The sequence below is a fragment of the Kitasatospora sp. NPDC002522 genome (genome assembly GCF_053595195.1).
Genome location: NZ_JBSFXE010000002.1, coordinates 1 through 25,066 on the forward strand (window position 1 = coordinate 1; position 25,066 = coordinate 25,066).

The window sequence follows — 25,066 nt, forward strand, 5'->3', positions numbered from 1 at the left end:
GACGTAGGCCTCCATGATGACCGCGTAGAGCGCCCGGTCGATGCGGCGCCGGCGCTCCAGGAGGCTGGGGAAGAAGCTGCCGGTGCGGACCTTGGGGATGGCCAGCTCCAGATCGCCCGCCTGCGTGGTCAGGGTCTTGTCGCGGTGGCCGTTGCGCCAGGTGGTGCGGGCCTCGGTGCGCTCGCCCGGCTCGGCGCCGATCCGGGCGGTCGCTTCGGCCTCGATCAGCTCCTGCAGCATCCGCTGCGCGAGGACCCTGATCAACTCGATTCCGTCCGCCGAACGCAGTGACTCCATGAGGCGGAGTAGGTCAGACTGGGACAAGGCCATCGCGCACCTCTCGCTCAACGAGCCTTCCTACTCGGAGAGTTACGCGATGGCTCCTTCATGACCAGGGGTTACGCCAAGATCCCTGCTACACCACTCCACGGGACGCCATCTGTGGCCGAACACCGACTCGGGCTGTACGGCCAACATCCCGGTTCAGGTTCAGACCGTCCTGGAGCTCCGGGAGCCAGTGAGTCTAAGCGGCCTGATGGGGTGTCAGATCTTCTGGTTGGCGCGCAAGAACTCGTGATCGACATCAGGTGTGCGGCGGGGAAGTCGCGGCCGGGTGCGCTCGGTCGGGCGGCCTAGGGAGGCACGGACGGATCAGCGCCGACGCTGTACGTCACGCCATCCTGTCGCAGTTCCATGGCGAAGCCGGATCCCTGTGAGAGAAGGGCGAGGGCCTCGCCGTACCGCCGGTGGTCGCTCAGCCAGGCGCCCACGATCCGGGTGGCGGGCGGATCCAGCTGGACGGCGATCTCGTCGAGTCGTCTGCGGATCCAAGAGATCGCGTCGTACGCCGACTCGACAATGGCATCGCCCAGCGGGAAGTCCCACACCCCCGTGGCCACGCTGCTGCACCAGAAGCTCGCGCTCTGCATGACGACAACCCGTGAATCCAAGGCGCTGATCAGCACACGATCACCTCGCTGCCCTGACCGGCGTGCTGGGACTGTCGAGCTCCTGGCAACGACTCTGCGGCGATCAGTGCCCAGATTCGCTTTCCGCCACCGGGACTGAGAATGCTCTTCCACTCAAGGCTCAGCGCCTGAACCAGGACGAGCCCTCGTCCGTGATCGTTGTCCTCAGCAGCCTCGATGCGGGCTGGCAGCTTCGAACTCGCATCGCCGACCGCGACCTCCAGCCCGGCCGCGCCGGCGGCCAGGAAGACCTCGAAGTCACCGTCAGGTCCACTGCTCCCGTGGATGACTGCATTGCTGGCCAGTTCGGCCACGACCACCTCGGCGTCATCAATGACAACCTCCGAGTAGCCCCACTTGAGCAACTCGCCACGGACTCGTGCGCGGAGGGTGGGGACGGAGTCCCGCAGGGCGGGGAAGCTCTCCTGCCAGGAGAGCGCATCGGCGGTTTCGGCCGGCTTGCTGGTCGTCGTGCGCACAGTGCCCTCCTGTGAGTGTCGATGGCTGGTTTGAGCAGCGAACTGTCCGGCGGGCCGGATGGCTGGTCGTACGCAGGCTGATCTTGGTGCCGGAGGCGACGAGAAGTGGCCCACGATCGCCTGGCGACGCATCAACTTCACTGCGGGAAACGCCCTGAGAGAAGACCAGGTGACGGTCGGGGTGGTCTGCGAGAAGGTAAGAATGGTCAGCTTTCCCGGATCCAGCCGAATCCGGTGTTGTACCCGTGCCACGCTGACGAGACAGCACGAGGCCGAGGAGCGGTCCGGGCAGGGGAAGGCGGGTGGCAGACAGCGATGGCTGAGGCGTCGTTGCTCGGCGGGTGCCTGGAACGACTGGACTGGTCGCCGGAACGCCTCGCCCGGGAGATCAACCGGCTGTGCGGGCCCGGCACCATCAGCAGCAAGGCGCCCTACGGGTGGCTGCGAGGATCCTGCCCGAGAGGGCGGCTGCCCCAGGTGGTCGCAGAGATCCTGTCCAGCCGACTCAACGAACCAGTGCGCGCGGAGGCCTTGTGGCCCTCCAGACTCAGGGCCGGCGGGGTCCTGCTGTCTGCCGACGACGGCCTGGATCTGCCGTGGACCCAGAACGGGACGCGGCAATGCTCCACCCTGCTGACCGGCGGAGGAGCGGCCGAGCAGAGCGTCCCCGCGCTGCTCCCGGTAGCCGGGCACTCGCTGATCGGGCCCGCAGTCGACTGGCTGACGGCCCCCGATGAGCAACTGCAAGCGCGTTCGATCGGTGCGGAGGTCGGCCCCGCCGCCGTGGACATCCTGATCGACCGCATCACCCAACTTCGCCGACTCGATGATCTCCAAGGAGGCCCGCTCGTCCTCGACTGGGTCGCCCAGGACCTTCACTGGGCTGCAACCCTGGTTCGCGGCGGCGCCTACGACAACCAAACCGGCGTGCGCCTCCACGAAGCGCTCGCCGAACTCGCGCAACTTGCGGGTTGGGTGGCAACCGACCTCGATCGTGTCGCTCTCGCCCAGCGCTACTTCCTCACCGGGTTGCGAGCCGCGCACACTGCGGGCGACCGCCTGCTCGGCGCGAACATCGTCTCCTGCCTGAGTTACCAAGCGGCGTGGCACGGTGCCGACGATGATGCCTTGCGGCTGGTCAAGGTGGCCCGAAAGGGAGCCGCCGGCAACGAGAGTGGAGCTGTCCAAGCCCTGCTCGCCACCCGTCAGGCCAGGGCGCACGCGAAGCTCGGCGACGTGGGGGGATGCGGGCGAGCACTGGAGGAGGCCGCCGCCTTCGGATCGGCCATCGACGGAGCAACGGACCCGCGCTGGTCCTACTGGGTAACGCCGGCGGTGCTGGCCGCTGACGCGGGCCGCGCCTGGCTCGAGCTCGGCAGACCAGCCCGAGCGGAAGAATATCTCGTGCGTGGGCTGGAGATGTTCGGTCAGGACCAGCCCCGCAACCGCCTGCTGCACAACGCCTCGCTCGCCGAGGCCCGGCTGGCCCGGGAGGACGTCGAGGGGGCCGCCGCCGCGGCGCACAGCGCGATGGATCTGAGCGCACACCTGGACTCGCAACGCGCCCGTGCCCGGCTTCGCGTCCTGCACACGGGCTTCGGAGCCAGGGACACCTCGGTGGCTCGCGAGGTATGCGGCAGGGTGGAGGACATCCTGTCCGCGTAGGCTCAGCTCGATCCGTAAGAAGGAGACCGCGTGCACGTCCGCTCCCAGGTCCCCCTGGCCCCGCTGACGACCCTCGGGATCGGCGGGGCCGCCGAGTCCCTCATCGAGGTGACGGAGTCGGACCACGTCCCCGCAGCCATCGACTACCTCCGTGGGCTCGGGATCCGCCCCCTGGTTCTGGGCAGCGGTAGCAACGTCCTTGCGGCGGACACCGGGTGCTCCGGGGTGGTTCTGCGCATGGCAACTCGTGGGGTTGCCCTCCAGCCGCAGCCTGACGGCCAGAGTGTGCTCGCCACCGTGGAGGCGGGGCACCCACTCCAGGACCTGGTGGAGCTGACCATTGCGGAGGGCCTCACCGGCATGGAGACGCTCATCGGCATTCCCGGCACGGTCGGGGCCACGCCGGTACAGAACGTCGGCGCGTACGGGCAGGAAGTCGCTGACACGCTCGTCAGCGTCGAGGCCTGGGACTGGGAGACCAACCGCCCGGTCCGGATTTCCGCCGCAGACTGCGGCCTCGGGCACCGGACCAGCATCTTCAAGCGGTCCACCCGCTGGACTCTGCTGCGGGTGCTGTTCCGACTTCACCGGTCGCAGCTGAGTACCCCGATCACCTACGGCATGGTCGCCGAACGGCTGGGCATCGCAAAGGGCCAGCGCGTCCCGCTCGCCGACGCCGCCGCGGCGGTCCTCGCGGTACGACGGAGCAAAGGCATGGTCCTGACTCCCGGGGATCCCGACGACCGCTCGGCAGGCAGTGTCTTCCTCAGCCCTGCGATCAACGCGGACCTCGCGAAGCGCCTGCGCGTCCGGCAGGCCCCGGTCAATGACTTCCCTGACGGTTCCACCCGGGTGAGCGCGAGTTGGCTCATCAAGGAGGCCGGCTTCTCCCTCGGCCAGATGGTTGCTGATGGTGTCAGGCTGTCCAACAGGCACTACACACTGGTCACGGAGAGCGGTGCCACGTCCGCAGCCTTCGCGGCCGGTGCTGAACGGCTGGCCCTGGACGTTCTGAAGGTGACCGGGGTGCGGCTCACACCAGAACCCGACCTCTTCGGCCACGAGCCCGTGTACACGCGACTCGTCGAAGCCGTGCAGGTGCAGCGGCCGTCCAGCACCCTGGTGCCCGCGGCGGACTGAGGCCCACGCGAGTGTTCGCGTCCGGGCCCAGCAGGCCAGATCCTCCGAACCGATGCGGACCAAATACGTTCCGTCAATCAGCCCGTACGGGGGGAGCATCCGTGGGGAAGCGGCGTCGGCTACTTGACCGTCCAGGTCGACGGTCTCGGCCGGCGCAATCGGGGATGGTGAAGATGCGGCGGTGGCACTCATCACGGACTGCGTCGTCATCGCCCTTGCACCTCCCTTCCTCCGGACCGTCGCTTCACCAGCAGTGATTGATGTCAAGTCAGAACGCTAAGAGCATGGTTGGTTGCGAACCCGGAAAATTCTTCCGGGGGCAGGACGCCGGGCACCGCAAAGCTGGGGGGTATGCGTGGGATGACCGAAATGCTGAGCGTCGGCGAGCGCGTCGCCTGGTACCGCCGACGGCGAGGCATGTCGCAGGAGGTGCTCGCCGGTCTCGTCGGCCGAACGGCTGACTGGCTGAGCAAGGCGGAGAACGGTCGCATCGAACTGGACCGGCTGTCTGTGATCAAAGCCCTGGCTGATGCTCTCGACGTCCAGCTCGGTGACCTGCTCGCCGAACCGTCCCTCCTGGACTGGACGACCGACGCCCGGGGTGGCACCGTGCCGAGGCTGCGCGAAGCCCTCATGGACTACAGGAGCATGTCTCCGCTGCTGGCGCCCGAGCCGGCAGGCCCTCCACCCGACTTGGAGATCCTGCGCGCCGAGGTCGGAACCGCCTGGTCTTCCTACCAGGACGCCAGATATGCCCGCGCTACCCGTCTCATCCCCGGCATCCTCGTGGAAGCCCAGCGGGCGGTCCGTGCATACGAGGGTGACCAGCAGTTACAAGCCCAGGCGCTGCTTGCAATGGCCTACCAGGGTGCAGCCATGGTGCTGACGAAGATAGGCGAGTCGGATCTGGCCTGGATCGCCGCAGACCGAGGCCTTGCCGCTGCCCAGGAGGCTGGCAACCCCATCATCGTCGGCTCGCTGTTCAGATCCGTCTCCCACTGCCTCCTCGCCAATGGGCGCCTTGCCGCCGCGCGGGACCTGGTCACGGACGCGGCTGGCTACATGGAAGGCGGTCTCGTAGACGCTTCACCGACGCATCTATCGGTCTACGGCACACTGCTTCTCGTCGGGGCGATGGCCGCGGCCCGCATCGACGACCGCGCCGCTGCCCGTGAGTTTCTCGCCGAAGCCGATCGGGCGGCCCAGCGCCTGGGCCACGACGCCAACCACATGTGGACGGCATTCGGACCGACCAATGTCGCAATCCACCGTGTCTCAACGGCCATGGAGCTGGGCGACGTCCAGATCGCCGCCGACCTGGGACCACGTGTGGATTCCTCCACCCTGCCGCTCGAACGCCGCGTACGCCACACGCTCGAAGTCGCCCGTGCCTACAGCGCGCAAAATCGTATGGACGAAGCCCTCGCCCTCGTTCTTGACGCCGAGGAGCTGGGCCCCGAACAGGTGCGCTACCACTTCATCCCCCGGCAGCTGGTGACTACGTGGGTCCGTCAGCAGCGCGGGAAGCCGACTCACATTCTCGCGGGCGTGGCCCAACGGCTCCGCATCATCGGATGAGATGCCGCCGGACGACTACAGTCGTCGCCATGAGCGACTCCGAACTCAACGAGGCCGTATCCCAGCCTCGCACCGCCGCTGGCGTACTGTTCTTCGACGAAGCCGGGCATGTGCTCCTGGTCAAGCCCACCTACAAGCCCGGCTGGGAGATCCCCGGTGGCTACCTGCATCCGGGCGAGACACCGAGCCAAGGTGCGGCTCGGGAGGTCAAGGAGGAGCTCGGCATTACCCCACCCGTTGGTCGACTCCTCGTCGCGGACTGGGCACCCCACCCGACCGAGGGGGACAAGCTGCTCTTCGTCTTCGACGGGGGCATCCTCCAAGCCGAGGACCGCGCCCAGATCATCCTCGACGGGGTGGAAATCGGCGAGTACGCCTTCCACGACTCGGATCAGATCGACAGCCTTCTCATCCCGCGCCTCGCCCGCCGCGTCCACGTTGCCCTGGAGGCCCGATCACGTGCGGAGACTGCGTATTTGGAGCACGGCGCGCGTCGGGGTGGCGACGACATGTAGTGGTCCCCAGGACGACGGTGCCCTGCTGATCTCAAATCGGGGCGGGGACGGCTGAGCTGGTGTGGCAGGTCTAGTCACAGCAGAATCGGCAAGGAAACCAGGCCACGCATCAACCTTGTGTGCCGCCACTCCAACTCCTCGGTGGGCACAGCGAGGCGTAGCTGGGGGAAACGCGTGACGAGGGCACGGAGCGCAATCCCGCCTTCGGCCCGTGCCAGTGGAGCCCCGAGGCATCGGTGGACGCCGTGTCCGAAGGCGAGGTGCCCTCCGGTCTCGCGGTCAAAGTCGAGCCGGTCCGGCTCGGGGAAGCGGGCAGGGTCGCGGTTCGCGGCGCCCGGCGCGATGAGCACGGGTGCCCCTGCGGGAATCTCCGTGTCACCCAGCCTGATGCTTTCGGTCGTGAACCGGAACGTGGCCACGCTGACGGGGGAGTCGAGCCGAAGCAGCTCGTCGACGGCTGTCTCGACTAGACCGGGCTCTTCGCGTAGGCGGTGAAGCGATTCCGGAGCCTGGAGCAGCGCCAGCAGACCGTTGCCGATCAGGTTGGTGGTGGTCTCGTGCCCGGCCACCAGGAGGAGCACCGCGAGGGAGACGAGTTCGTCCTCGCTTAGCCGGTCCTCGCCGTCGCGGGCGCGGATCAAGTCATTGAGCAGGCTGTCGTCGGGGCTGCGGCGCTTGGACGCGATGAGGTCAGCCATGTAGCCGGCGACGGCATGTGAGGCGGAGTCGATTCGTTCGGGCTGTCCGGCCGCGAAGAGTTCGTTCGACCAAGCGCGCACCGCCGCGCGGTCGGCTGCGGGAACCCCCAGCAGTTGGCAGATGACAGTGACGGGCAGCGGGATGGCGAGGGTCGCGATGGCGTCGGTCTGCACGCCGGGCACCCAGGCGTCGAGCAGTTCGTCCGTCACGCTGGCGATGTACGGGTGAAGGCGCGCGACGGCACCCGGCGTGAACGCCTTCGTCACCAGGCTTCGCAGTCGTGTGTGCTGGGGCGGATCGGTGGCCAGCATGCTCTGGGACACGGCGGGGTGCAGGTTACGTCCGGTGTCCTTGCCACCGAAGAAGGCCGCCGTGTCCTTGGACAGCCGCGGGTTGGTGAACGCCTCCCTGGCTTCGGCGTAGCCGGTGACGAGGTAGCTCGATCGCCCTCCTCCACTAGGCATCTTCTGGACCGGCGAAGCGCTTCGGAGCGCCGCGAAGGTGGGGTACGGGTTCTGGAAGAAGCCTGGGTCCTGAAGTGGGTTGCTCATGCTCATCCCTGTGCCGTTTCGAGCATCGGTGCCTCGCGCGAGGCCGTTCGGACGATGTCGCTTGCGGCATACGCCCGCGCCACCGAGCGTAGCCAGATGGTCTCGGCGCGGAGATCTCCCGCGCGGGCGGCGGTTCCGGGTGCCTGCGGTGCCCGAGCGAATTCCGGCTCGGCACCGGCGCGCATCGCCCGGATGGCCGCTGCCAGGATGGCTGCCTCGACCGCTGCGTCGCCATCGGCGGTGCCGGCCAGGTTTCGGCGCTCAACTTCCCGGGTGGCCGCCTGCTGGACCGTGAGCGATCGGTAAGGGCGCAGGGTAAGGATGCCGTCGTTGATCTCGACGACCCGACGGTGGAGCAGGAAGTCGGCGTCGTTCTCGCCGATGGTGTCGTCGTCGAGGACGATCTCGGGCAGGGCCGCAGTGAAGTCCTGCCACAGGGGATCGAGGTCGGCGATCGACTTACGCTCCCAGCGGCGGCGGAGGAACTGCGTGAGCGGCCAGAGTGCGGCCGGCAGGGTCAGGCCAGCGGTGATGAGGAGCACGCCGACGGCCGGAGCCGTGACGCCGAAGGCGCAGGAGACCGGAGAAATCAGGCTGGTGCAGCGTTGCCCGCCGGGGATGGCATCCCAACCGAACAGGGCCGCAACGGCATTGATGGTCTTGTAGGCGGCGTAGAGAAGAGCGAAGACGCAACCGAGGGCCGTGGTGCGAAGGCCGATGCGCTGGCTCTTTCGGGTGGCGGTGCGCGATCGGGCCCACGTCTGGGTGAGGCAGTCGTAGACGGCGTATCCGAGGAACGCGATGTACGCGGCGGAGTAGATGTGCAAGGAGGCAGGAGCCTCATCGAGCTTGCCCCGGAGCTCGGCCGCACTCCACATAAGGCTGCGCGAGGTGACCATAAACGCGACGGCCATCGTGGCGACGGCCAGGCCCAGGAGCCGGAGCCGCCATCGAAGCCGGCGCCGAGCCTCGCTCGCATCGTGGTTGAGGAAGAGGAGTACCGAGGAGACGCTGGCCGCTGCGGACAGGGTCGCGGTGTTGCTCACCAGCCGTGAGAAGTCTGGCGTGATGGAGTCCTCCAGGGTTCGGATCGCCGGTTGGTAGGCGCTGAAGGCGATCGCGAAGCACCCGAGGAAGGCGGAGAGGCTCAGGGTGCCGGCGGGACGCTGGCCGGGGCGGCGTCTGAATGCCCAGTAGAGCGATGCGGCCAGTAGCAGGAGGGGCATGCCGCCGAAGATGGCGCTGATCATTGGTCGTTCTTTCGGGTCAGGCGAAGATCGCGTCCCAGCGCTCGTCGGCCGCTACGGGCCGACGGGGTGGGAGCAGGCGTTCGCGGTACACGCGTTGGCGGATGAGCGTGGCCATGTACTCGGCCTCGCGCTCGTCCGCTGTGGTGTAGGCCGTACGGCCGGACATGCGCTGAATGAGGGTCGGGTTCAGCCCGATGGCGGCCGTGACGTCGTCGCCGAGTGAGAGCGATCCTGGGTGGTCACAGAGGATGTGGCTTATCTCGTGCGCCAGGATGTGCATCTGGTGAGCAGTCGAGGTCCCCTGCTCGACGAACAGGAAGTCGGCGGTGGGCGTTTCGACGCGGATGCCGCATGGAGTGTCGGCAGTGCTGTTCGGGTCGAGGGCCTGGAGGACGATCGGCTTTCCCCGTAGGGCGGCGACGGCCTCACGGAGCTGCTGGGTACCGAAGCGGTGGGGCAGTTCGAGGCGCGCGAGGCGTTCCTCGCAGGCAGCCCGAAGGTGGCTCTTAGCCATGATCTCCCCTTACAGGGACACGGTCGCTGGGACGTGTCGGTCGGAATGCGGCCGAGCAGAGGGTTTCGCGTACAGCGCGGGTGGGAGATCGACAGCGAGCTGGGCATCACGACGAGCGTCGCGGTCCGCCCGGCCGCCGACCTGCCCTGGTCGGTGGTGCCGGAGATCGGACACGGCAACGGCGACGCGCCTTCTCACTGCCGAAGCGTCAGTGCCCCATGGCGACGCCGCCATCGACGGGAATGACTGCTCCCGTGATGTAGCCCGCATCCTCACTCGCCACGAAGCGCACCGCCGAGGCGATCTCCCGCGGTTGGGCAATCCGACCGAGCGGGACCTGGGCGACGATCTCGTCCATGCGTTCCTGGCCGAGAACTGCGGTCATGTCCGTCTTGGTGAGGCCGGGGGCCACCACGTTCGAGGTGATACCCCTGCTGCCGTACTCGCGAGCCAGAGAGCGAGCGAAGCCGACGAGACCGGCCTTGCTAGCCGCGTAGTTGGACTGGCCGGCCTCGCCTGCCAGAGCGACGGCGGACGAGATGAAGACCAGTCGGCCCCCTCGGCGCGCGCGGATCATCGCGCGCACAGCCCGCTTCGCACAGCGGTATGCGCCAGTGAGGTTGGTGTCGATCGTTGCCGCCCAGTCCTCCTCTGCCATCCGCAGAAGCAGGCAGTCCCTCGTCACACCAGCGTTGATGATCACGACGTCCGCAGGCCCATGCTCGGCTTCGACTGCGGTGAAGGCGCGCTCGACATCGTCGGCGACGGTCACGTCGCACTGCACCGCGAAGAGACCGAGGGGCGGCTCGCCGGAGCGGTAAGTCACAGCAACGCGGTCACCGCCCTCGGCCATCTGCCGAGCCACCTCCAACCCGATTCCCCGACTCCCACCAACCACCAGAACCGAACGACCAGGCATTCCCCTACTCCCTCTTGCACAAGCCAGAAACCGCAGGCCGCGCAGGAAGCAGCTCGGCGACGGTGACGTTGCGGAACTACTGCTTCCGGGAACCGGCGCATCCTCACCATGCCTTGGGCTGAGCGGAAGTCGCACTTCCGGGAAGCGGCAGTTCCGCTTACGGAGTGTGGCCAATCTGGGTCGTTGGTTGAATCGTAAATAGCTGTGGTGGCGCGGATTCGATGGGGGCGGGTGCGCGTCCCGGGCCGACACGGAAAGGAAATCCGGAGCGAGAGCGGCGCCGGAACCTGAATGCGATCTCCCGCCTGTCTCGATTGATGGGCAGCGACAGGTATACGCTCCGTGACGCGGATCTTGAGTTCAAGATTTTCTGACGCGGTGTAGCTTTTGGCGTGATATGAGCCACAAGATCAAATAAAGAAGATCGCCCACGACCACCGTAAAATCACCCGTTATGAGCACGATGATCGAGGCGGCAGGCGGTGCGGAGGACCACAGTGAGTCCCTCGGCGACCTTCTCCGGTACTGGCGGGGCCGCCTCGATCCTCACCGCATCCCCGGTTTGGTCCGCGAGGGCCGGCGCAGCCCAGGGCTGTCGCAGAAGGAAGTGGCTCGCCTCACCGGCGTCACCGATCGGTGGTACCGCGAACTGGAACTGGGGCGACAGGCCAACTTCTCCGACGACTTCCTGGATCGGTTGGCGTTCACACTCCGACTGTCCGACGCTGAGCGCCGCGGTCTCTACCTGCGTGCGACTGGCCGGGAGCCCGCACCCCGAGGCGGCGCCGACGCAAAGGCGATCCAGGCGCTGGATGCCCCGATGCAGCGGTTCCTGGATAGCCAGCTCCCCAATCCGGCCTACCTCTCCGACGAAGCCTGGAACATCTTCGGGCACAACCAGCCGCAGGCCGACTGGTTCCCCTGGATACCCTACGAGCCCAACCTTATGCGGTGGGCCTTCCTCTACCCCGAAGCCCGCGAGCAGCTGGTCAACTGGCGAGAGGACTGGGCCAGTCCGTTCCTGGCCCAGATCCGATTCGCTTGCCTTCATCATCCCGAGAGCAAGCCTCTCCAGCAGCTCAAGCGAGATGTTCTGGCGGGAAATGCCGAGGCGCGTGAGATCTGGGAAAAGCACGAGGTGGTTGTACATCCCGACGGGCATGAGCGTCGATTGAGGCTGCCGTATCACGGCGACCAGGAGATCGCGGTGCACATCATGGCCCTGGCGCCACTCCGGAGCACTGCTACGCGATTTATCGTCTTGATGAAGTCGTAAGGTGCCCCAGCAAAGCGTCAGCGGGCCCATTCGAGCTAAATGGCTCGAATGGGCCCGCTGTCGTTTATTGAATGACGCGCTTGGATTATTCGTTCAGGTCGAGGCCCGCGAAGTCGTCCCCTGATGGGAGTCCTTCCAGGTTTCGGGCCTGCTCGATGACCGTGTGCACCATCTTGAGGCTCGCTGTCGACAGGCCAGCGGATCGAAGCGCTACCTGGGCGATCTTCTGATCTCTCATCGCCGCCACCAGCTTGATCTCGGCCTCTGTGTGCTGGGCGACGTCATCGTCGAAGAAGTAGCCGGCGGGAACTCCGAAGAAGGCCGCGAGTGCCTTGATCGTCTCCATCTTCGGGTTTCCGCGCGCGCCGGTGCGGAGCTGCTGGATCCCGCTCGCCGTGATCGCGCCCTCGCCCGCTTCCTTGATGGCCTGGGCCACCTCGGCGTACGTATACGGGCCGCGGTCGTCGGGGTGGACCTCCTTGAACAAGTGGTCCAGCCGCTCGGCGAAGGTCCGCCCTGCTCTCTCGGTCATGTCCACCTCCTGTCGTCCTGGCGAGTCTAGCCACTGCAGTGTGTCGACCAGAACCCAGGGCCCTCCGCGCAACACTGCAGTTGACGAAATGACGCAACTGCAGTGTACGTTGATCCCACCAGAGATCGCTCAGCAGTTGATACGCGCTGGTGAGGCCGGGTGGAAACCACCCTGGACTGATCGCGAACGTGCCTCGTATGGTGCTGCTCCCGCCGCTCAGGACGGGGCCAGCGAAGGGGAGAGGACAGTTGATGCGCGGACCACCGTGACCGGTGAGCCGGGGTGAAAAACGAGACCGGCGCCCGGGAGCTACCAACTCCTGGACGCCGGGGCTGGCACCCCGAAGGGCACCGATTCACAACCACGCAGGCGGCGGGGCTTTTGCACGAGAACCGCCACCTGCGCTCCTACAAGCAACGGAGTATCGCATGCTCACGACCGTGAGCGGAACCTTGGCATGTCCGGACGCCGACCGTCCGCAGCGCCTCGCCGCACAGCTCACCGACATGATCCCCGGCGCAGTCACCATCCGCGTCAGCCTCACCGACCCGACGAGGCAGTGGCCTCATCCGCACGCCATCGCCAAGGACGCGGCCGGTAGGCCGATCGAGCTGAGCCGGACCACGTCCAGGACCGCAGCGCGCTGGATCCTCCGGGTCTGGCCGCAGGCGGACTGGAGTCTGACCCACACGCTTCACCTCGGCACCGCAACGCTCGCTGGCAGCAGCGACCGCATGCTCGCAGGTCGGGGCCGTTGACATGTCGCGGATCCGACCGGTCAAGCCGGAGGCGTTCGTCTCCGAGACGCTCGCCGAGCTGACTCTCGCCGCCGAGCGCACCTTCTTCGGCCTCACGACCGAGTGCGACGACCGAGGGCGCCACAAGGACAACGCGGCGATCATCTACGGAAAGCTGTGGGTCGTGCGCGGCGACCAGAGCCCGGTGGACGTTGAGAACCACCTCCTGCAGATGGAGAGGTCCGGCCTGATCTGCCGGTACGTCGGGTGCGACGGCAAGCGCTACCTCCACTACGTGACCTGGGACAGGCACCAGAAGATCGACAAGCCGAGTCTGTCCAGGCTGCCCGCGTGCCCTCACCACGCACCCGAGCGATGCGGACTCTGCAAGGGTCCCTGCGCTCACCGGCCCGAGGCTTCGCCGAAGCCTCCCCGAGAGTTCGACGAGGCTTCGCTGGCCTCGCCCCGAGCCCTCGACCTGCCCGCGCAGCCCGTACCGAACCCTCCCGCGCTCACCGACGACGGATCCGCCTCGATGCAGGACGCCCTCCTCGGCCTCGAGGACGCGCCCGCCAATGCCGCACAGAGAATCGCAGGTCAGGGGGCCTTCGCCGAGGATCCCCCGAAGACTCCCCGAAGCCTCGGCGAGGGCTCGGCGCCTGGATCTAGGATCTTGGATCCTGGATCTTCTTTCCCTACGGGGCGCACAGCGCCCGACGCCACCGCCTCGGCCAAGGACCTCCTCGCCGAGTACGTCACCGCCTGCGCCGAGCGCCCACCGGGCGACGTGCTCGGGCACCTGGGCCGGATCACCAAGAAGCTCCTGGACGAGGGCATCGCGGTGGAGCACATCCGCGCCGGGCTCCAGCGGTTCGCCGAGATCCAGGGCCACCCGAGTCGCCTGCCGAGCCTGGTGAACGACTCCATGAACTCACGAGGCTCCGGTTTGGCGCGGCCGGGATTCCGGCCTAACGTGCCCGCTCACCAGCCGTGGACCAACCCGGTCGACGCTGTGGCCGCCTACGCCGAGGAGCTGTGATGCGCACCCGCGAACCTCAGACCCTCGGCGAGGGAACCCTCGACCGGGTGGCCCGGATCCTGGCCGCCCGCCGCATCGACCCGGCTGCCGTCGCCGCACTGAGCGATGAGCCAGCGCCGTACTCGGCGACGGAGGCCCTGTCCGCCGGGATGCCGCCCCGCTACCGGGGCGCGGCGGCCGAGCACCCGCAGGTCCTGGCGTGGGTCCGCGAGGTCGCTCGGCAGGCTGTCGCCCCGAGCATCGGGGCTCGGCGGCAGGTCGCGACCGGCCCGAGCCTGCTGATGGCCGGGGTGGTCGGGGCAGGCAAGACGCACGAGTCGTACGGCGCGGTCACCGCGCTGGTGCAGGCCGGCATCGGCGTGCGCTGGCGCGCGACCACCGCCGCAGACCTGTATGCCGACCTGCGGCCCCGCCAGGGGGTGGACAGCGAGAGGGAGCTGGCCGCCGTCAGCCGGGTACCGCTGCTGATCATCGACGACCTCGGCGCGGCGAAGGCCACCGAGTGGACCGAGGAGGTCACGTACCGGCTGATCAACCGCCGGTACAACCACCTGCTCCCGACGCTGATCACCACCAACCTCGCGATCGGCGACCTGCGCGCCTACCTCGGGGACCGCGTCACCTCCCGACTCGCGCAGATGACCACCCGGGTCCAGTTCGAGCCGGTCGACCGCAGACGACTCCAGCGCGCCGCCTGAACCGACACCAGGCCGCCGCCGGGCCGCGCCCGAGCACCGCCCGATGCACCTCCCGACCCAGCGCACCCCTCCGCCGACGCCCACCGCGCGCGGAGAGCGATCGGAGCAACCCCGCATGAGCACCACGACGATCAGCCCTGCCCGCCACCGCTCACTCGGCGACCACACCTGGCAGGACCAGGCCGTCTGCCAGCCGACCGAGTACAACCCGGTCGACCCCGAGATCTTCTTCCCCGAGCCCGACGAGACCGACAAGATTGCCGCCGCCAAGGCGCTGTGCAGCCAGTGCCCGGTCCGCCGCGCCTGCCTGGACGCCGCGCTGGAGGCCAACGACACCCACGGCATCCGGGGCGCGACGACCGAGGAGGAGCGCGAGCCGCTCCACGAGAAGATCGCCTCCCGCCTCGACTACTCCCGGGTCAACGCCACCCTGGCCGGGCGCGACATCCACCTCACCAAGACCGAGCGCCGTGCGGTGGTCATCGCCGGATACCGACATGGCGTCAGCGTTGAGCGCCTCGCCCGGCTTCTGAAGATCACCGAGGAGCACGCCCAGAAGCTGTACCGCGAGACCCGCCGTGCCATCCGGAACCGAGACCTGGAGCAGAGCACGAAGACCACTCAGCCACCCAGGCCGACCGGCGAGCGCCTCGGCCGCGACGACTTCGGGACGGCGGCGTGACCACGGCAGCAGCACCGACCACGGCGCTCGTCACCGCCTGGGACCGTGCGGTCATCATCGCCCTCGGCGGCGCGGGATGCGCCCTGTCGTACGACGCCCTCCAGCAGATGGCCGTCGCCATCCACGTCCGCGGATTCCTCACCTACCTCTTCCCCCTGGTCATCGACGGCTTCATCGCTTACGGCGTCCGGGCCCTGCTGGTCCTGCGGGATGCACCGTGGCGAGCCCGCGCCTACGTCTGGACCCTGTTCGGCACGGCGACCGGTGCCAGTCTCTGGGCCAACGCCCTGCACGCGATCAGGATGAACGAGCAGGACACCTTGGTCACCGGCCTGCGGCTCGGTGACTCGGTGGTCGCGGTCTTGTCCACCCTCGCCCCGCTCGCCCTGGCCGGAGCAGTCCACCTCTACATCCTGATCGCCCGGCGGCCGGTCAGCGGAAGTGACCGAGGTGACCTCGGACAGCCCGGTCTCTCCGGCCAGGCCGGTCAGGTCACTCAGGTCGAGCGCATCCCGGTCACCCCGACCGCCCGCCTCGGACAGCACCAGCCGCAGCCCGGTCAGGTCAGCTCCGGGCAGCCGGTCACCGCACTGACCGAGGCGCCCAAGGTGTCCCTGGACAAGCATCGACCGGACAGCCACGCGGTGACCGGCGACGGCGGTCGGACGGTCAGCACCGGCCGGCGCCCCGCCGACACCGGTCACGGTGACCCGCTGATCTGCGCCGCTGACCTGGGCGGACAGCCGGTCAGCACCCCGGCGGACAGCACCCGGTCGGTCAACCCCGAGCCGCTGACCGCGTCGGCGGTCAGCGCCCCGCCGGTCACTGACCGGCCGGTGACCGCTCCGCCGGTCAGTCACCGGGACGACCGGACAACCGGTGACCGGCGCGGTGACCCCGACACCGAGCGGCTGCTGGAGATCGCCCGGATGGCGGTCAGGGACGAGGACAAGCTGACCCGGAAGGTGGTCGCCCAGGCGATCCGCGGTCAGCAGATCCCGCTGTCCTCTGACACGCTCACCGCCCTGATGGCCCAGCTGCGCGAGCAGACCGCACAGTCGGCGACCGCCACCCGGAACTGACCGGGAAGCACCTGGGGCGGGTGACCGGGCCGGTCACTCCAGCCGGTCACCCGCCCCAGGTCAGCCACCCCACGACCTCCTCCACCGAACCGGAGAGCACCACGATGCGCACGACCCCCGCCACGACCGTCGAGGTGGACACCTGGATCGCCGTCCTGCACGAGAACGGCCACCTGCACCAGGCCGAAGCAGGCCCCGACGGCACCTGGACCGTGCAACGTCGCCGACACAGCCGCCCCTGGACCCTCCACCACCCCGTCCTGGCCATGGACTTCATCGAGGACATCCTGCGCGACATCCAGCAGCAGAGCGCGGAGACGGGGCGATGACCGCCCGGACTCCGGAGGGCACCACCCACGGCGGTGAACGTGACCTTGATCAGGCTCCTGGCGGAGCAAGTTGTGGGGTAAGCGATGCTTACCCCACCCCCGCCCCGAAGGGGACGGAGGCATCCCGTTCGGCAGTCGACCCAGGGGGGCCGGCTGCCGAACGGGAGGTCGGCCCAAGGGTGCCGACAAAGGGGAAGAAGCCGACCGTCGCAGCCCGCACCGCCTCGCGCCGCCGCCGCCCGCGCCACAGCGCACAGCGCCGCACGTGCACCAGCCTGCGCTTCAGCGAAGCCGAGTGGACCGCCGTCCAACACGCCGCCGACGCCGCAGACCTCGCCCCCGGCGGCTTCGCAGCGGCGGCCACCCTCGCCGCCGCAACCAGCGCCAACCCCACCGCAGCCGTCGCCGACTACCGGCGCGGCATCCAGGAACTCATGGAGTCCAACCGGCAGCTCGGCGCAGTCGGCAATAACCTCAACCAGCTGGCCCACTACGTCAACGCCGGCGGCCAGCCCGGAGCCGACCTGCGCCAGCTCCTGCACCGCGTCGAAGACGCCATCGGCACGGTGGACGAGGCCGTGGCCTGGCTGGTCCGCCGATGATCCCCAAGATCCGCACCGGTACGGGCGGCACCTACGGCCTGGTGCGCTACCTCTTCGGCCCCGGCAAACGCGACGAGCACACCGACCAGCACCTCGTCGCTTCCTGGAACAGCTTTGCGCCTGACCCCGGACGAAACGCCCACCACAGCGTCGCCCAACTCGCCGCCCAACTCGACCAGCCGGTCAAGGCCCTCGGCGACACGGCACCCACCACCACGATCTGGCACTGCTCGGTACGCACCGACCCCGGCGACCGCTACCTCGAAGATGCCGACTGGGCGAAGATCGCCTGCCGCATCGTCCACGCCACCGGCATCGCCCCCGAAGGCGACACGGCCGCCTGCCGGTGGGTCGCCGTGCGCCACGCCGACGACCACATCCACATCGCCGCCACCCTCGTACGCCAGGACGGCCGCCACGCCGACCTCAAGTTCGACAAGCGCAAGGCTCAGGCCGAGGCCCGCCTTATGGAGAAGGAGTACGGCCTCCGACAGCTCAACCCCGGCGACGGCACCGCAGCCAAACTCCCCACCAGCCAGGAACGCTTCAAGGCCGAGCGCACCGGCCACGCCGAGACCCCGCGCGAGACCCTGCGCGGCGCGGTCCGCCAGGCCGTCACCGGAGCCGCCACCGAAGCCGAGTTCTTCGCCCGCCTGAGCTCGGCCGGCCTTCGCGTCAAGCCCCGCCTCGCCCCCTCCGGCGACACCCTCGGCTACTCGGTCGCGCTGCCCGGCGACCGCAACCGCGAAGACCAGCCCATCTGGTTCTCCGGCTCCACGCTTGCTCCCGACCTCTCCCTACCCAAGATCCGCCAGCGCCTGGCCTCCGGCCCCGTCGACCAGGCCGCCCTGGCAACCGAAGCCGACAAAACCGGCACGAACACCCGCTGGTCAGCACCGGCCAAGGCCCGCCGCCACGCGACCCAGCTCGCCGAGCGCGCCGCTGTCGACCTCGACACCGGTGGAGACGACGGAGCCGCCCAGCTCGTCGGCGTCGGTGAACTCCTCGACGCTGTCGTCCAGACCGCACCGGCCGCCACCCGAGACGAACTGCGCGCTGCCGCCCGCGCCTACGAGCGCGCCACCCGAAGCCACGTCAGTGCCGAGCGGGCCGACAACCGTGCCCTGCGCTCAGCAGCCCGAGGCATCATCCATGCTGGCGGCGCGCTCGGCCGAGGCGAGGACGGGGGCACCACAGCGATGTTGCTGTCCACCTTGGTCTTGGTGGCGATGGCCACAGCCCGCTGGCACTCCGCCCGCGGACATGCCCAGCAGGCCGCCGCCTCCCGCAAGGCCGCCGAACACCTGCGCACCGCGTACCGGCAGGCCGCCACCACGCCGATGAAGGCCATGCGTGAGCAAGGGCGAGCACTGCCCGATCCCGAGCGCCGCCGTCTCGACGCCACTATCCGCGCCGCTCTCCCCACGACTGATGGCCGGCCTCCCCGAGAAGAACGCTGGGGCGCGCTGGCCGGCACGCTCGCCCAGGCCGAACAGGCGGGCTACGACCCGGAGACCCTGCTCCAGGAGGCCATTGCACAGAGGGAGTTGAACACTGCCCAGGACGTCAACGATGTCCTCGTGTGGCGACTGCGCCGCTTGGCCAAACTCCCAGCCCACCCGGAGGCGCCCCGCAACCCCACAGCCGGGACCGGCCTCGCCAAGCCCGCAACCAACCGGGCCGCCACCATCCCGGCCACGCCCGTCGCGACCGAGCCGCGCGGCCGCGCACCTCGCCGCTGACCCCAGGTCCGGCAGGCCGACCACTGGCCTGCCGGACCGGGCAAAGCCCTGGACAACCAGTTTCACCAGCTGTTACGGATGAACCGAAGGCACTCGACGGGGAGAACACGCTCGTGACCAGAACCACCAATCATCGCACGATGCCAGCATCGACGCCCCTGACGGCCACGGCGCCCAGCGATCCGCTGCTCCAACTGCAGAACGAGACCGAGCCACCGAGCGGTCCAGGAGTCAACCGCTGCCTCGACCATGCAGACGAACTCGCCCTCGGCGGCATCCCGGTCATCTGCTCGGCATGCAAGGCCCGCCGTGACTGGCTGCTGATCAACCAGGGCCGTAACGTCTACATCCGCTGCCGCTGCGCGAACGAGTGGCTCGAGCCGGAGATCACCCGGGCCGACAACGATTTCGCGGTTGAGATGCTGTTCCCCGGCGACAGCAGCGACTCGATCGCCAGGGCGACCAGCCATCGCGAGATGATTATCATCGCCGCGCGGCTCGGCATCGGCGTCCCGATGGTTGCCGGACGCTTTGGCAACCTGACTAAGCAGTGGAAGCTTGTCGGCCGCCTGCGCGAATCGATCTCCGACGAGGACATCAGCGCGCTGGAAACGATCGCTAAAGACGTCGCCGCGTAGCGAAGGCGCTTTCGGCATTTACCAGCCGACACAAGCCCGCTGCTGCGGCGGCGACGCGGACCAGATCGGGCCGCCGTTGAGTTGTCCGTGCGGCGAACCGCGTCGGCGAGCTCGTAGAGCCAATGAGGCCGTCTCCGACGTCGACGCAACCGTTGGTCCCCCGAGAGTGGACCAGGTACATGGCGAGGCCGCCCCTGCCAGCGGGCGCGGGGCGGCCTGGTGGACTCGGTGATCAGGGGTGCGCGAGGCGGTTGGCGTACTCGATCGCAGCGGTGGCCACCTTGAGGGCGGCGCACAGGCCGGTGACCTCCGCGAGGGTGGGGCGCACGAGGTGCGGCCAGTCGTCGGGAGCAGCAGGCCAGGTGGCCAGGAGCACCTCGGTGGTGGCCAGCCCGAGACGGGCGGTGACGTCCATTCCACTGTGGGAGGCGGGCTCCCAGGTGAGCAGGATCTGGCCGAGGCCGAGCGGTGCGGAGTCGGCGGCCAGCCACCTGACGTCCAGCGGGCCGTCGGGGCGGATGGTGACGCGGTGGACGAGTGCGCCGCGCGTACCGGGCGGCATCGGCCGCAGGGCCAGATCGGTAAGGGCGGTGTGGCGGGTGATCGTGGCCTCCTGGCGGTTGGCGGGGCGGACGCTGATGGTGGGTCACCCCCACGTGAGGGCGTCGCGGACGGTGGGCGGGAGGTATCCCTCCTGGCCGTCGTCGGCGATGAAGGCGACACAGTCCCGTACGACGATGTCGGCGCCGATGTAGTGCGCGAAGGGCCAGTCCGGGTTGACGGCGAGACGGATCGGCAGGCCGGGGTCGACATCCTGGAGCTGGCGGAGCAGGTGGCCGACGGTCACGTGCTGGGGCATGGGAGCCTCCTTTGTGGGCGAGATCGGGGCGATGGCGGGGATCGGCAGTTACGCGGTGTCGAGGCGGAGCCGGTCGCGCAGGACCTTGGGGCCGGCGGGCGTCTGCTTCGAGTGCCTGGCGAGGTGTCGCTTGCGCTCCTCGTTGACGTAGCCCTTGCCGGAACACTCGAACTCCCACTCACCGCAGGAGCAGGTTGCGCTGCTGTAGGCCCGGCCGGGGCAGGCGGGGTGGAGAGGCTTGCCGGTGACGGTGTGCTTGTGCTCCTTGGGGCAGATGCTGTGGTCTGCGTGGTGGTTGACCAAGGGGGCCTTGTAGGTCATGCGGATGCCTTTCGCGGTGGTGGCAGCTATGTGAAGCGGACGGACCGTGAGTTGGTCGGGGATCAGGTAGCGAGAGTGAACGCCTGGATGGAGTTGGTGTCGCTCGCCGAGCGGGCGGCCGTGGCGTCGCGCTGTTCGAGACCGGTGCCGCTCTCGTGAGCCGGGGGCCGGCCGGTGAGAGATGAGCCAGTCCGCGACGGCCGAGACATACGCGTGGGTGTCGTCTGGGTGGTGGAGGCCACCGTTGGGCCGAAGTAGACCTCGTGTGGCGCCTCGTTGCTGCCGTCGTCGGCGGCGTAGAAACAGGCGAGCCAGGCGCTGTGGTGCTCGGCGGGCGGGCGATCTGGGCGTCGTCGTCCGTGATCAGGACCTCGCCGCACGGGACTGGCAGGTGCAGGGCGAAGTCGCCGCCGCAGGTGTGCATGGGCTCGAAGGCGAGATCGCTGGCGCGTCGCGCGTGGTAGAGAAGGCGTCCGGCGATCGGGGACTCGCCGTCGGCCAACTCGTCGGTCAGCGCGGACTCGATGCTTCGCAGCTATGTCACGGTGGTTGCTCCTCGCACTGGTTGGTGTCGATCGGACTGGAGAGCAGGGAAAGCCCCGCCAATGCGGGGGTGCTGTCAGTTGGCAGAGGCGGTGATGAGCGCGGCGAGGAACCCGGCGACCGCCTCCGAAGGGGTGTAGAGGCCGGACTCCTGCACCCAGGGATCCCCCTTACGGGGCGAGACCCGGATCTGCCAGACGATGCTGCGCGTCCATGCCGCCCGGTCCTCGGGGAGCCAGCCGACGTAGACGCGACCGTCCGGGCTGGTGCAGTGCACGTTGGCCTCGGGGGTGTCGACAATGGCCCAGCCGAGTCCGTCGAGCAGAGCGAGGACGGGGCCCGCGCAGTGGTCGCTGGCGAGCCAGTCGCGGTCCTCCACGGTGGGCTGGACAGCGGCGGGGAGGAGGGTGGTGGAGGTGTTCACGGGAGGATGATCCCTTCGTTGACCTGCGGTTTCCCGACATCCGTACGTTGGCATGTGACATGCCGAAGTACGTAGTCGTTTCCCGGCAGTGGGCGTCTGCCGTGGGCGAACTGCCGGAGGTACGGCGCTGCAGACGCGGACGGGAATGAAAACGGCCGTCACTGGTGTCGTAACTAGGTTGCGGTGAAAGGCCGGAGCAGGACGAAGGGGGACGCAGTGACCGAGCCGGGAAGCAGCCACCAGGACGGGGCGGCGCTCGAGCGCAAGATCCGGTCGACCGGTCGGCCCTGGACGGTGGGTGACATCGCGATGGTCGCCGACGGGCAGTGGGCGGTGCGCACGCGCGGGGAGCGGGCGGCGCAGGACCCGATTGTGTGGGAGCGTGCCGCAGACGGCGGTCTGATCGAGCTGACGCTGGATGAGCTGGCCCGCGCGGTCGGCTCCTCGTGGCGAGGTGCCGATCGCGGACAGCACGAGGACTGAGCTGCTATCGCCTGGGACCGGCCACGGCCGCAGCGGGGCCGCCAGCAGCCGACGGCGCCAGCTCGCCGGGTGGTTGGCCAAGGGGGCGCGGGGCGTGCGCTGACCGGGCGACAGCGGCTTGCGCAAGGCGGACCGCCGGCGTCTGTCCTGCGGCCATGGCGGCTTCGCGGGCATCGATCACGTGGCTGATGGCCTGCAGAGCGGCGCGGCTCTCGGAGTGTGCGACCCGCAGAGCGGACGCGGAGTCGGTGATCCGCTCCAGATCGTAGAAGCCCGGGGTGTGTCCTGGCCGGGTGAGCGCGTGCAGACGGTCCTGGTGGACCGCGATGGCGTTGCTCCACACGACCAGGGAAGAGCGGATGTGCATCGCCGAGCGCAGGAGCGGGTCGTCCACCGGACGGCGGGGTGCGAGGGATTCCAGTTCCTCGATGGGGCGTCCCCAGGCAGCGGCGATCAGCGCGTCGGCCTGGTCCAGGGGCGGGGTACCGGTGTCGGGCACGGTGCGTCCTAGAAATGTAGCGGTCAGCGTCGGGGTGCGGTCGAGGGCCGAGGAGCGGCAGTGAGGGCGGCGGACGCGGAGGCGGTCACGGTGTGGGGGCGGACTGTGGAACGCGCGTGGAAGGCGGCGATGCGCGGGTTCGGTGGCGAGGTGGCCCCTGCATAGCGGTCTGCGGCTTCGAGCACGAGGTTCGCCTGGCGCTGCCGTGAGAGAGCGTCGATGGCGGCGAGGTAGGCCGGCATCCATGGGGAGAACAGGCCGGCAGGCCGGAGCCCGGCCGCTTCTGCGACTACACGGGCGGCCTCGGCCTCGATCAGCGGTCCGAAGGAGTCGTCGAGGCCCTCCAGCTCGCACATGAACTCGCCGCCGCCGCAAAGGGCTTCGGAGAACACCAGCTCATCGTCGAGTCGGTGGACGAGGACGTCCAGCAGGGTGAGCGTCGCGGTGCTGAGCCGGGCCATGACGTCTATGTCGGTGTTCCAGGACGAGTCCAGGGTTGGTGGAGCGGCAGCCTGCTGGCTGTGGGCGGGGTTGGGTGCGTTGCTCACGGTTCTCCTCCGAACAGGACGGGATCAGCGGCTGCGGAGCTGGGCCGGGATCTTGGGCAGCGAGTGCTGGCGCTGGGTCGGTGCAGCAGTGTGCCGCGCGGCACCGGGGCGCGTGATGGGGGAGCGGGCGCGGGCGGCATGGGCACGGCGGACATCGAGCGGCGTTGGTGCGGGCGGTGTGACCGGTGTTGCCGTGGCGTGTGGCGGCAGGAGGCGCAGATCGTCGCCGTAGCGGATGACGGGGGCCGGGTCGGTGAGCGCCCAGTTCATCGCCGTCACGAGCGCCGGCGGCGTGTGGGAGGAGGCGGTGGCGTACCACTGGTGGCCAGGCGGCCCGGCCAGGGTGAGCCAGCGCTCCTGGTTGCCGGCCATCTCGGCAGCGTTATCGAGGTGCTTGCGGCGCAGGTGGACCTCGGCCAGGCCGTCGGGAGACTCGAAGATGACGTCGGCCGCGGTGTAGCGGTGGCTCCAGCCTGCCGCTACCAGAGGCGTGCCCACGTTGAGTTCCGCCAAGTCGCGGCCGCGATCGGCGAGATAGGAGTCGGGGCCCTCGGCGTGTGCCCGCGCGAGCGCTGTGGTGAACCCGGCGACGATCTCAGTGGGAGCGCTGTCCTGGTAGGTGACCAGCCACCGAGGTGCTGCGAAGGCATTGGAGTACGCCGTGATCTGCCACAGGGCGTCGTCCTCGCCTTCTGGCAGGTAGCCCAGGCGGAGCTTCTGGTCTGGTGAGTTGACATAGACGTTGCCCAGATCGTCGTGGTTAAGGTGCCAGCCCGCGTTGAGTAGGGGACGAAGGGCGGGATCGCCGGTGAACGTCGATCCGGCCAGGTAGCGCGGGCTGACGTGGTACTCGCGCCACCGCTCGTCGTTCGGGTTGTACGGCACAGCTCCTCCGATCGGGGTACGGGTCAGCGATGTTGGGTTGCGGTCGCGACGGAGCCGGCCGTCGTCGGCGGGGCGGCCAGTGCCAAGCCCCGGCAGGCGGGGCCCGGTGGTGCGGGCGAGGGCAGCCGACTGGCGCGGTGCGGATGTCTGGGGCGCGCGCCGCATCTGGACGTAGGAGAGGTTGCGTTTGGGAACGGTCGAGAGCGCCCGGGTGACAGGGGTGGTGCTGCTGAACGCCACCACGGCCTCGCGCACCAGGTACAGCGGGGTGCAGCCGGTGAAGTCGGCGTGCCAGCGCTCGCCGTTCTCGCGCTCCACGCAGGCGTGAATCGTCCATTGCGGTGGGCCCTGCTCCAGGAGTTCGGCCTCCTCGTCGAGGTGTAACTTGCGCATCCGAAAGGCGGCGTGGCCTTCGGGGGCGCGCTGGTACAGGTACTGCTGGGCCTCGTTGTCGGTGATCCAGCCGCGGTCGGCGAGAGCGCCGGTAGGGCTCGGAGGTTGGAACTTGGGTCCGCCATTGAGGTAGTCGCGGTGGTTGCTGCGCAGGCCGTCGACGAGGGTGGTGGTGAAAGCGGAGGTGATCTCGGCCGGGGTGTTTCGGGAGAAGGAGGCAGCCCAGATCGGCGGGCCGAGGGGCTCGCGGTGGGCGAGGACTTTCCGGCCGCCGTACCGGCTGCCCGGCACGTGCGCGATGTGCACGGTCTGGCATGGACTGACGTAGTGGGTACCGGTGTTGGTGACGGCCTTGCCCCAGCCCGGGGCGGAGTCGAGGGGGCCGGTGATCAGCTCGGGGTTGCCGTGGCCGGCGAGGTAGACGGGGCTGACCAGCATCTGCGGGTCGGACGGTGCGAGGTTCATGGTGAAGGTGC

30 protein-coding genes are annotated in these 25,066 nt (G+C 68.9%); 15 read left to right on the forward strand and 15 right to left on the reverse strand.

The window, feature by feature from the left end:
• The 3 genes from ACWD4U_RS01635 to ACWD4U_RS01645 form a co-directional block, all read right to left on the reverse strand.
• A partial coding sequence (locus ACWD4U_RS01635) for a transposase (RefSeq protein WP_363449356.1) occupies positions 1-297 on the reverse strand: 297 nt, incomplete at its 3' end.
• A 335-nt stretch (positions 298-632) separates the two neighbouring features.
• Positions 633-965: a hypothetical protein gene (locus tag ACWD4U_RS01640; RefSeq protein WP_363449358.1), complete on the reverse strand. Its 333-nt coding sequence runs from the start codon at positions 963-965 to the stop codon at positions 633-635.
• Positions 959-1,447, reverse strand: a complete 489-nt coding sequence (locus tag ACWD4U_RS01645) for an ATP-binding protein (protein ID WP_363449360.1) — start codon at positions 1,445-1,447, stop codon at positions 959-961. The genes ACWD4U_RS01640 and ACWD4U_RS01645 overlap by 7 nt, the downstream gene beginning before the upstream one ends.
• Positions 1,448-1,762: 315 nt before the next feature.
• Here ACWD4U_RS01645 and ACWD4U_RS01650 point away from each other — a divergent pair, with 315 nt between their 5' ends.
• From ACWD4U_RS01650 to ACWD4U_RS01665, 4 genes are all read left to right on the forward strand, one after another.
• Entirely contained in the window at positions 1,763-3,112 is a 1,350-nt protein-coding gene (locus tag ACWD4U_RS01650) for a hypothetical protein (RefSeq protein ID WP_363449362.1), read from the forward strand.
• Between the two features lie 30 nt (positions 3,113-3,142).
• A complete protein-coding gene (locus tag ACWD4U_RS01655; protein ID WP_363449364.1) occupies positions 3,143-4,252 on the forward strand; it encodes a UDP-N-acetylmuramate dehydrogenase in 1,110 nt (369 codons plus the stop codon).
• A 360-nt stretch (positions 4,253-4,612) separates the two neighbouring features.
• Positions 4,613-5,830, forward strand: coding sequence for a helix-turn-helix domain-containing protein (locus ACWD4U_RS01660; RefSeq protein WP_363449366.1), 1,218 nt, complete (start codon positions 4,613-4,615; stop codon positions 5,828-5,830).
• Positions 5,831-5,859: 29 nt separating this feature from the next.
• A complete protein-coding gene (locus ACWD4U_RS01665) occupies positions 5,860-6,345 on the forward strand; it encodes an NUDIX hydrolase (RefSeq protein WP_363449368.1) in 486 nt (161 codons plus the stop codon).
• A gap of 74 nt (positions 6,346-6,419) precedes the next feature.
• On the opposite strand, the gene ACWD4U_RS01670 is transcribed toward ACWD4U_RS01665, so the two are convergent.
• From ACWD4U_RS01670 to ACWD4U_RS01685, 4 genes are all read right to left on the reverse strand, one after another.
• Positions 6,420-7,595, reverse strand: coding sequence for a cytochrome P450 family protein (locus tag ACWD4U_RS01670; RefSeq protein WP_363449370.1), 1,176 nt, complete (start codon positions 7,593-7,595; stop codon positions 6,420-6,422).
• A 2-nt stretch (positions 7,596-7,597) separates the two neighbouring features.
• Positions 7,598-8,845 carry an MAB_1171c family putative transporter gene (locus tag ACWD4U_RS01675; protein ID WP_363449372.1) on the reverse strand — a complete coding sequence of 416 codons (1,248 nt, stop codon included), beginning with the start codon at positions 8,843-8,845 and terminating at the stop codon, positions 7,598-7,600.
• A 16-nt stretch (positions 8,846-8,861) separates the two neighbouring features.
• Positions 8,862-9,359 carry a regulator component gene (locus tag ACWD4U_RS01680; RefSeq protein WP_363449374.1) on the reverse strand — a complete coding sequence of 166 codons (498 nt, stop codon included), beginning with the start codon at positions 9,357-9,359 and terminating at the stop codon, positions 8,862-8,864.
• A 208-nt stretch (positions 9,360-9,567) separates the two neighbouring features.
• Positions 9,568-10,278 carry an SDR family oxidoreductase gene (locus ACWD4U_RS01685; RefSeq protein WP_363449376.1) on the reverse strand — a complete coding sequence of 237 codons (711 nt, stop codon included), beginning with the start codon at positions 10,276-10,278 and terminating at the stop codon, positions 9,568-9,570.
• A gap of 454 nt (positions 10,279-10,732) precedes the next feature.
• On the opposite strand from ACWD4U_RS01685, the gene ACWD4U_RS01690 reads away from it, so the two are divergent.
• Positions 10,733-11,554 (forward strand): helix-turn-helix transcriptional regulator, encoded by an 822-nt coding sequence (locus tag ACWD4U_RS01690; protein WP_363449378.1) that lies wholly within the window; start codon positions 10,733-10,735, stop codon positions 11,552-11,554.
• An 85-nt stretch (positions 11,555-11,639) separates the two neighbouring features.
• Here ACWD4U_RS01690 and ACWD4U_RS01695 read toward each other — a convergent pair whose 3' ends face one another.
• Positions 11,640-12,086, reverse strand: a complete 447-nt coding sequence (locus ACWD4U_RS01695; protein ID WP_363449380.1) for a Secondary metabolite protein — start codon at positions 12,084-12,086, stop codon at positions 11,640-11,642.
• Positions 12,087-12,514: 428 nt separating this feature from the next.
• Between ACWD4U_RS01695 and ACWD4U_RS01700 the strand changes: the two genes are divergently transcribed.
• The 9 genes from ACWD4U_RS01700 (at position 12,515) to ACWD4U_RS01740 (ending at position 19,635) form a co-directional block, all read left to right on the forward strand.
• On the forward strand, positions 12,515-12,844 hold the full coding sequence (locus ACWD4U_RS01700) for a transcriptional regulator (protein WP_363449382.1): 330 nt from the start codon (positions 12,515-12,517) through the stop codon (positions 12,842-12,844).
• A gap of 1 nt (position 12,845) precedes the next feature.
• Complete coding sequence (locus tag ACWD4U_RS01705) at positions 12,846-13,862, forward strand: hypothetical protein (RefSeq protein WP_363449384.1); 1,017 nt, start codon at positions 12,846-12,848, stop codon at positions 13,860-13,862.
• Positions 13,862-14,560, forward strand: a complete 699-nt coding sequence (locus ACWD4U_RS01710; RefSeq protein WP_363449386.1) for an ATP-binding protein — start codon at positions 13,862-13,864, stop codon at positions 14,558-14,560. Before ACWD4U_RS01705 ends, ACWD4U_RS01710 begins: the two co-directional genes overlap by 1 nt.
• Positions 14,561-14,675: 115 nt before the next feature.
• On the forward strand, positions 14,676-15,242 hold the full coding sequence (locus tag ACWD4U_RS01715; protein WP_363449388.1) for a WhiB family transcriptional regulator: 567 nt from the start codon (positions 14,676-14,678) through the stop codon (positions 15,240-15,242).
• Positions 15,239-16,324, forward strand: a complete 1,086-nt coding sequence (locus ACWD4U_RS01720; protein ID WP_363449390.1) for a DUF2637 domain-containing protein — start codon at positions 15,239-15,241, stop codon at positions 16,322-16,324. Before ACWD4U_RS01715 ends, ACWD4U_RS01720 begins: the two co-directional genes overlap by 4 nt.
• Before the next feature lie 104 nt (positions 16,325-16,428).
• Positions 16,429-16,653: a hypothetical protein gene (locus tag ACWD4U_RS01725; protein WP_363449392.1), complete on the forward strand. Its 225-nt coding sequence runs from the start codon at positions 16,429-16,431 to the stop codon at positions 16,651-16,653.
• Between the two features lie 179 nt (positions 16,654-16,832).
• On the forward strand, positions 16,833-17,255 hold the full coding sequence (locus ACWD4U_RS01730; protein WP_363449394.1) for a MobC family plasmid mobilization relaxosome protein: 423 nt from the start codon (positions 16,833-16,835) through the stop codon (positions 17,253-17,255).
• Positions 17,252-18,997: a relaxase/mobilization nuclease domain-containing protein gene (locus tag ACWD4U_RS01735; RefSeq protein ID WP_363449396.1), complete on the forward strand. Its 1,746-nt coding sequence runs from the start codon at positions 17,252-17,254 to the stop codon at positions 18,995-18,997. Before ACWD4U_RS01730 ends, ACWD4U_RS01735 begins: the two co-directional genes overlap by 4 nt.
• Before the next feature lie 113 nt (positions 18,998-19,110).
• Positions 19,111-19,635 (forward strand): hypothetical protein, encoded by a 525-nt coding sequence (locus ACWD4U_RS01740; RefSeq protein ID WP_363449398.1) that lies wholly within the window; start codon positions 19,111-19,113, stop codon positions 19,633-19,635.
• Positions 19,636-19,867: 232 nt separating this feature from the next.
• On the opposite strand, the gene ACWD4U_RS01745 is transcribed toward ACWD4U_RS01740, so the two are convergent.
• The 4 genes from ACWD4U_RS01745 to ACWD4U_RS01760 form a co-directional block, all read right to left on the reverse strand.
• Positions 19,868-20,197, reverse strand: coding sequence for an esterase (locus ACWD4U_RS01745; protein WP_363449400.1), 330 nt, complete (start codon positions 20,195-20,197; stop codon positions 19,868-19,870).
• Positions 20,198-20,281: 84 nt separating this feature from the next.
• Complete coding sequence (locus tag ACWD4U_RS01750; RefSeq protein WP_363449402.1) at positions 20,282-20,494, reverse strand: hypothetical protein; 213 nt, start codon at positions 20,492-20,494, stop codon at positions 20,282-20,284.
• A gap of 48 nt (positions 20,495-20,542) precedes the next feature.
• Complete coding sequence (locus ACWD4U_RS01755; RefSeq protein ID WP_363449404.1) at positions 20,543-20,815, reverse strand: hypothetical protein; 273 nt, start codon at positions 20,813-20,815, stop codon at positions 20,543-20,545.
• A 619-nt stretch (positions 20,816-21,434) separates the two neighbouring features.
• Positions 21,435-21,782, reverse strand: a complete 348-nt coding sequence (locus ACWD4U_RS01760) for a DUF317 domain-containing protein (protein WP_363449406.1) — start codon at positions 21,780-21,782, stop codon at positions 21,435-21,437.
• A gap of 216 nt (positions 21,783-21,998) precedes the next feature.
• Between ACWD4U_RS01760 and ACWD4U_RS01765 the strand changes: the two genes are divergently transcribed.
• Positions 21,999-22,265, forward strand: coding sequence for a hypothetical protein (locus tag ACWD4U_RS01765; RefSeq protein WP_363449408.1), 267 nt, complete (start codon positions 21,999-22,001; stop codon positions 22,263-22,265).
• 4 nt (positions 22,266-22,269) lie between these two features.
• Here the strand turns inward: ACWD4U_RS01765 and ACWD4U_RS01770 are convergent, their stop codons facing one another.
• Genes ACWD4U_RS01770 through ACWD4U_RS01780 form a run of 3 tightly spaced genes read right to left on the reverse strand, consistent with a single transcriptional unit; the run spans position 22,270 to position 25,055 of the window.
• A complete protein-coding gene (locus tag ACWD4U_RS01770; protein WP_363449410.1) occupies positions 22,270-22,764 on the reverse strand; it encodes a DNA ligase-like domain-containing protein in 495 nt (164 codons plus the stop codon).
• A gap of 23 nt (positions 22,765-22,787) precedes the next feature.
• The gene (locus ACWD4U_RS01775) at positions 22,788-23,312 is read right to left on the reverse strand and encodes a hypothetical protein (RefSeq protein WP_363449412.1); all 525 of its coding nucleotides are present in this window, start codon (positions 23,310-23,312) and stop codon (positions 22,788-22,790) included.
• 24 nt (positions 23,313-23,336) lie between these two features.
• The gene (locus ACWD4U_RS01780; RefSeq protein ID WP_363449414.1) at positions 23,337-25,055 is read right to left on the reverse strand and encodes a DUF317 domain-containing protein; all 1,719 of its coding nucleotides are present in this window, start codon (positions 25,053-25,055) and stop codon (positions 23,337-23,339) included.
• Positions 25,056-25,066 lie beyond the last annotated feature (11 nt).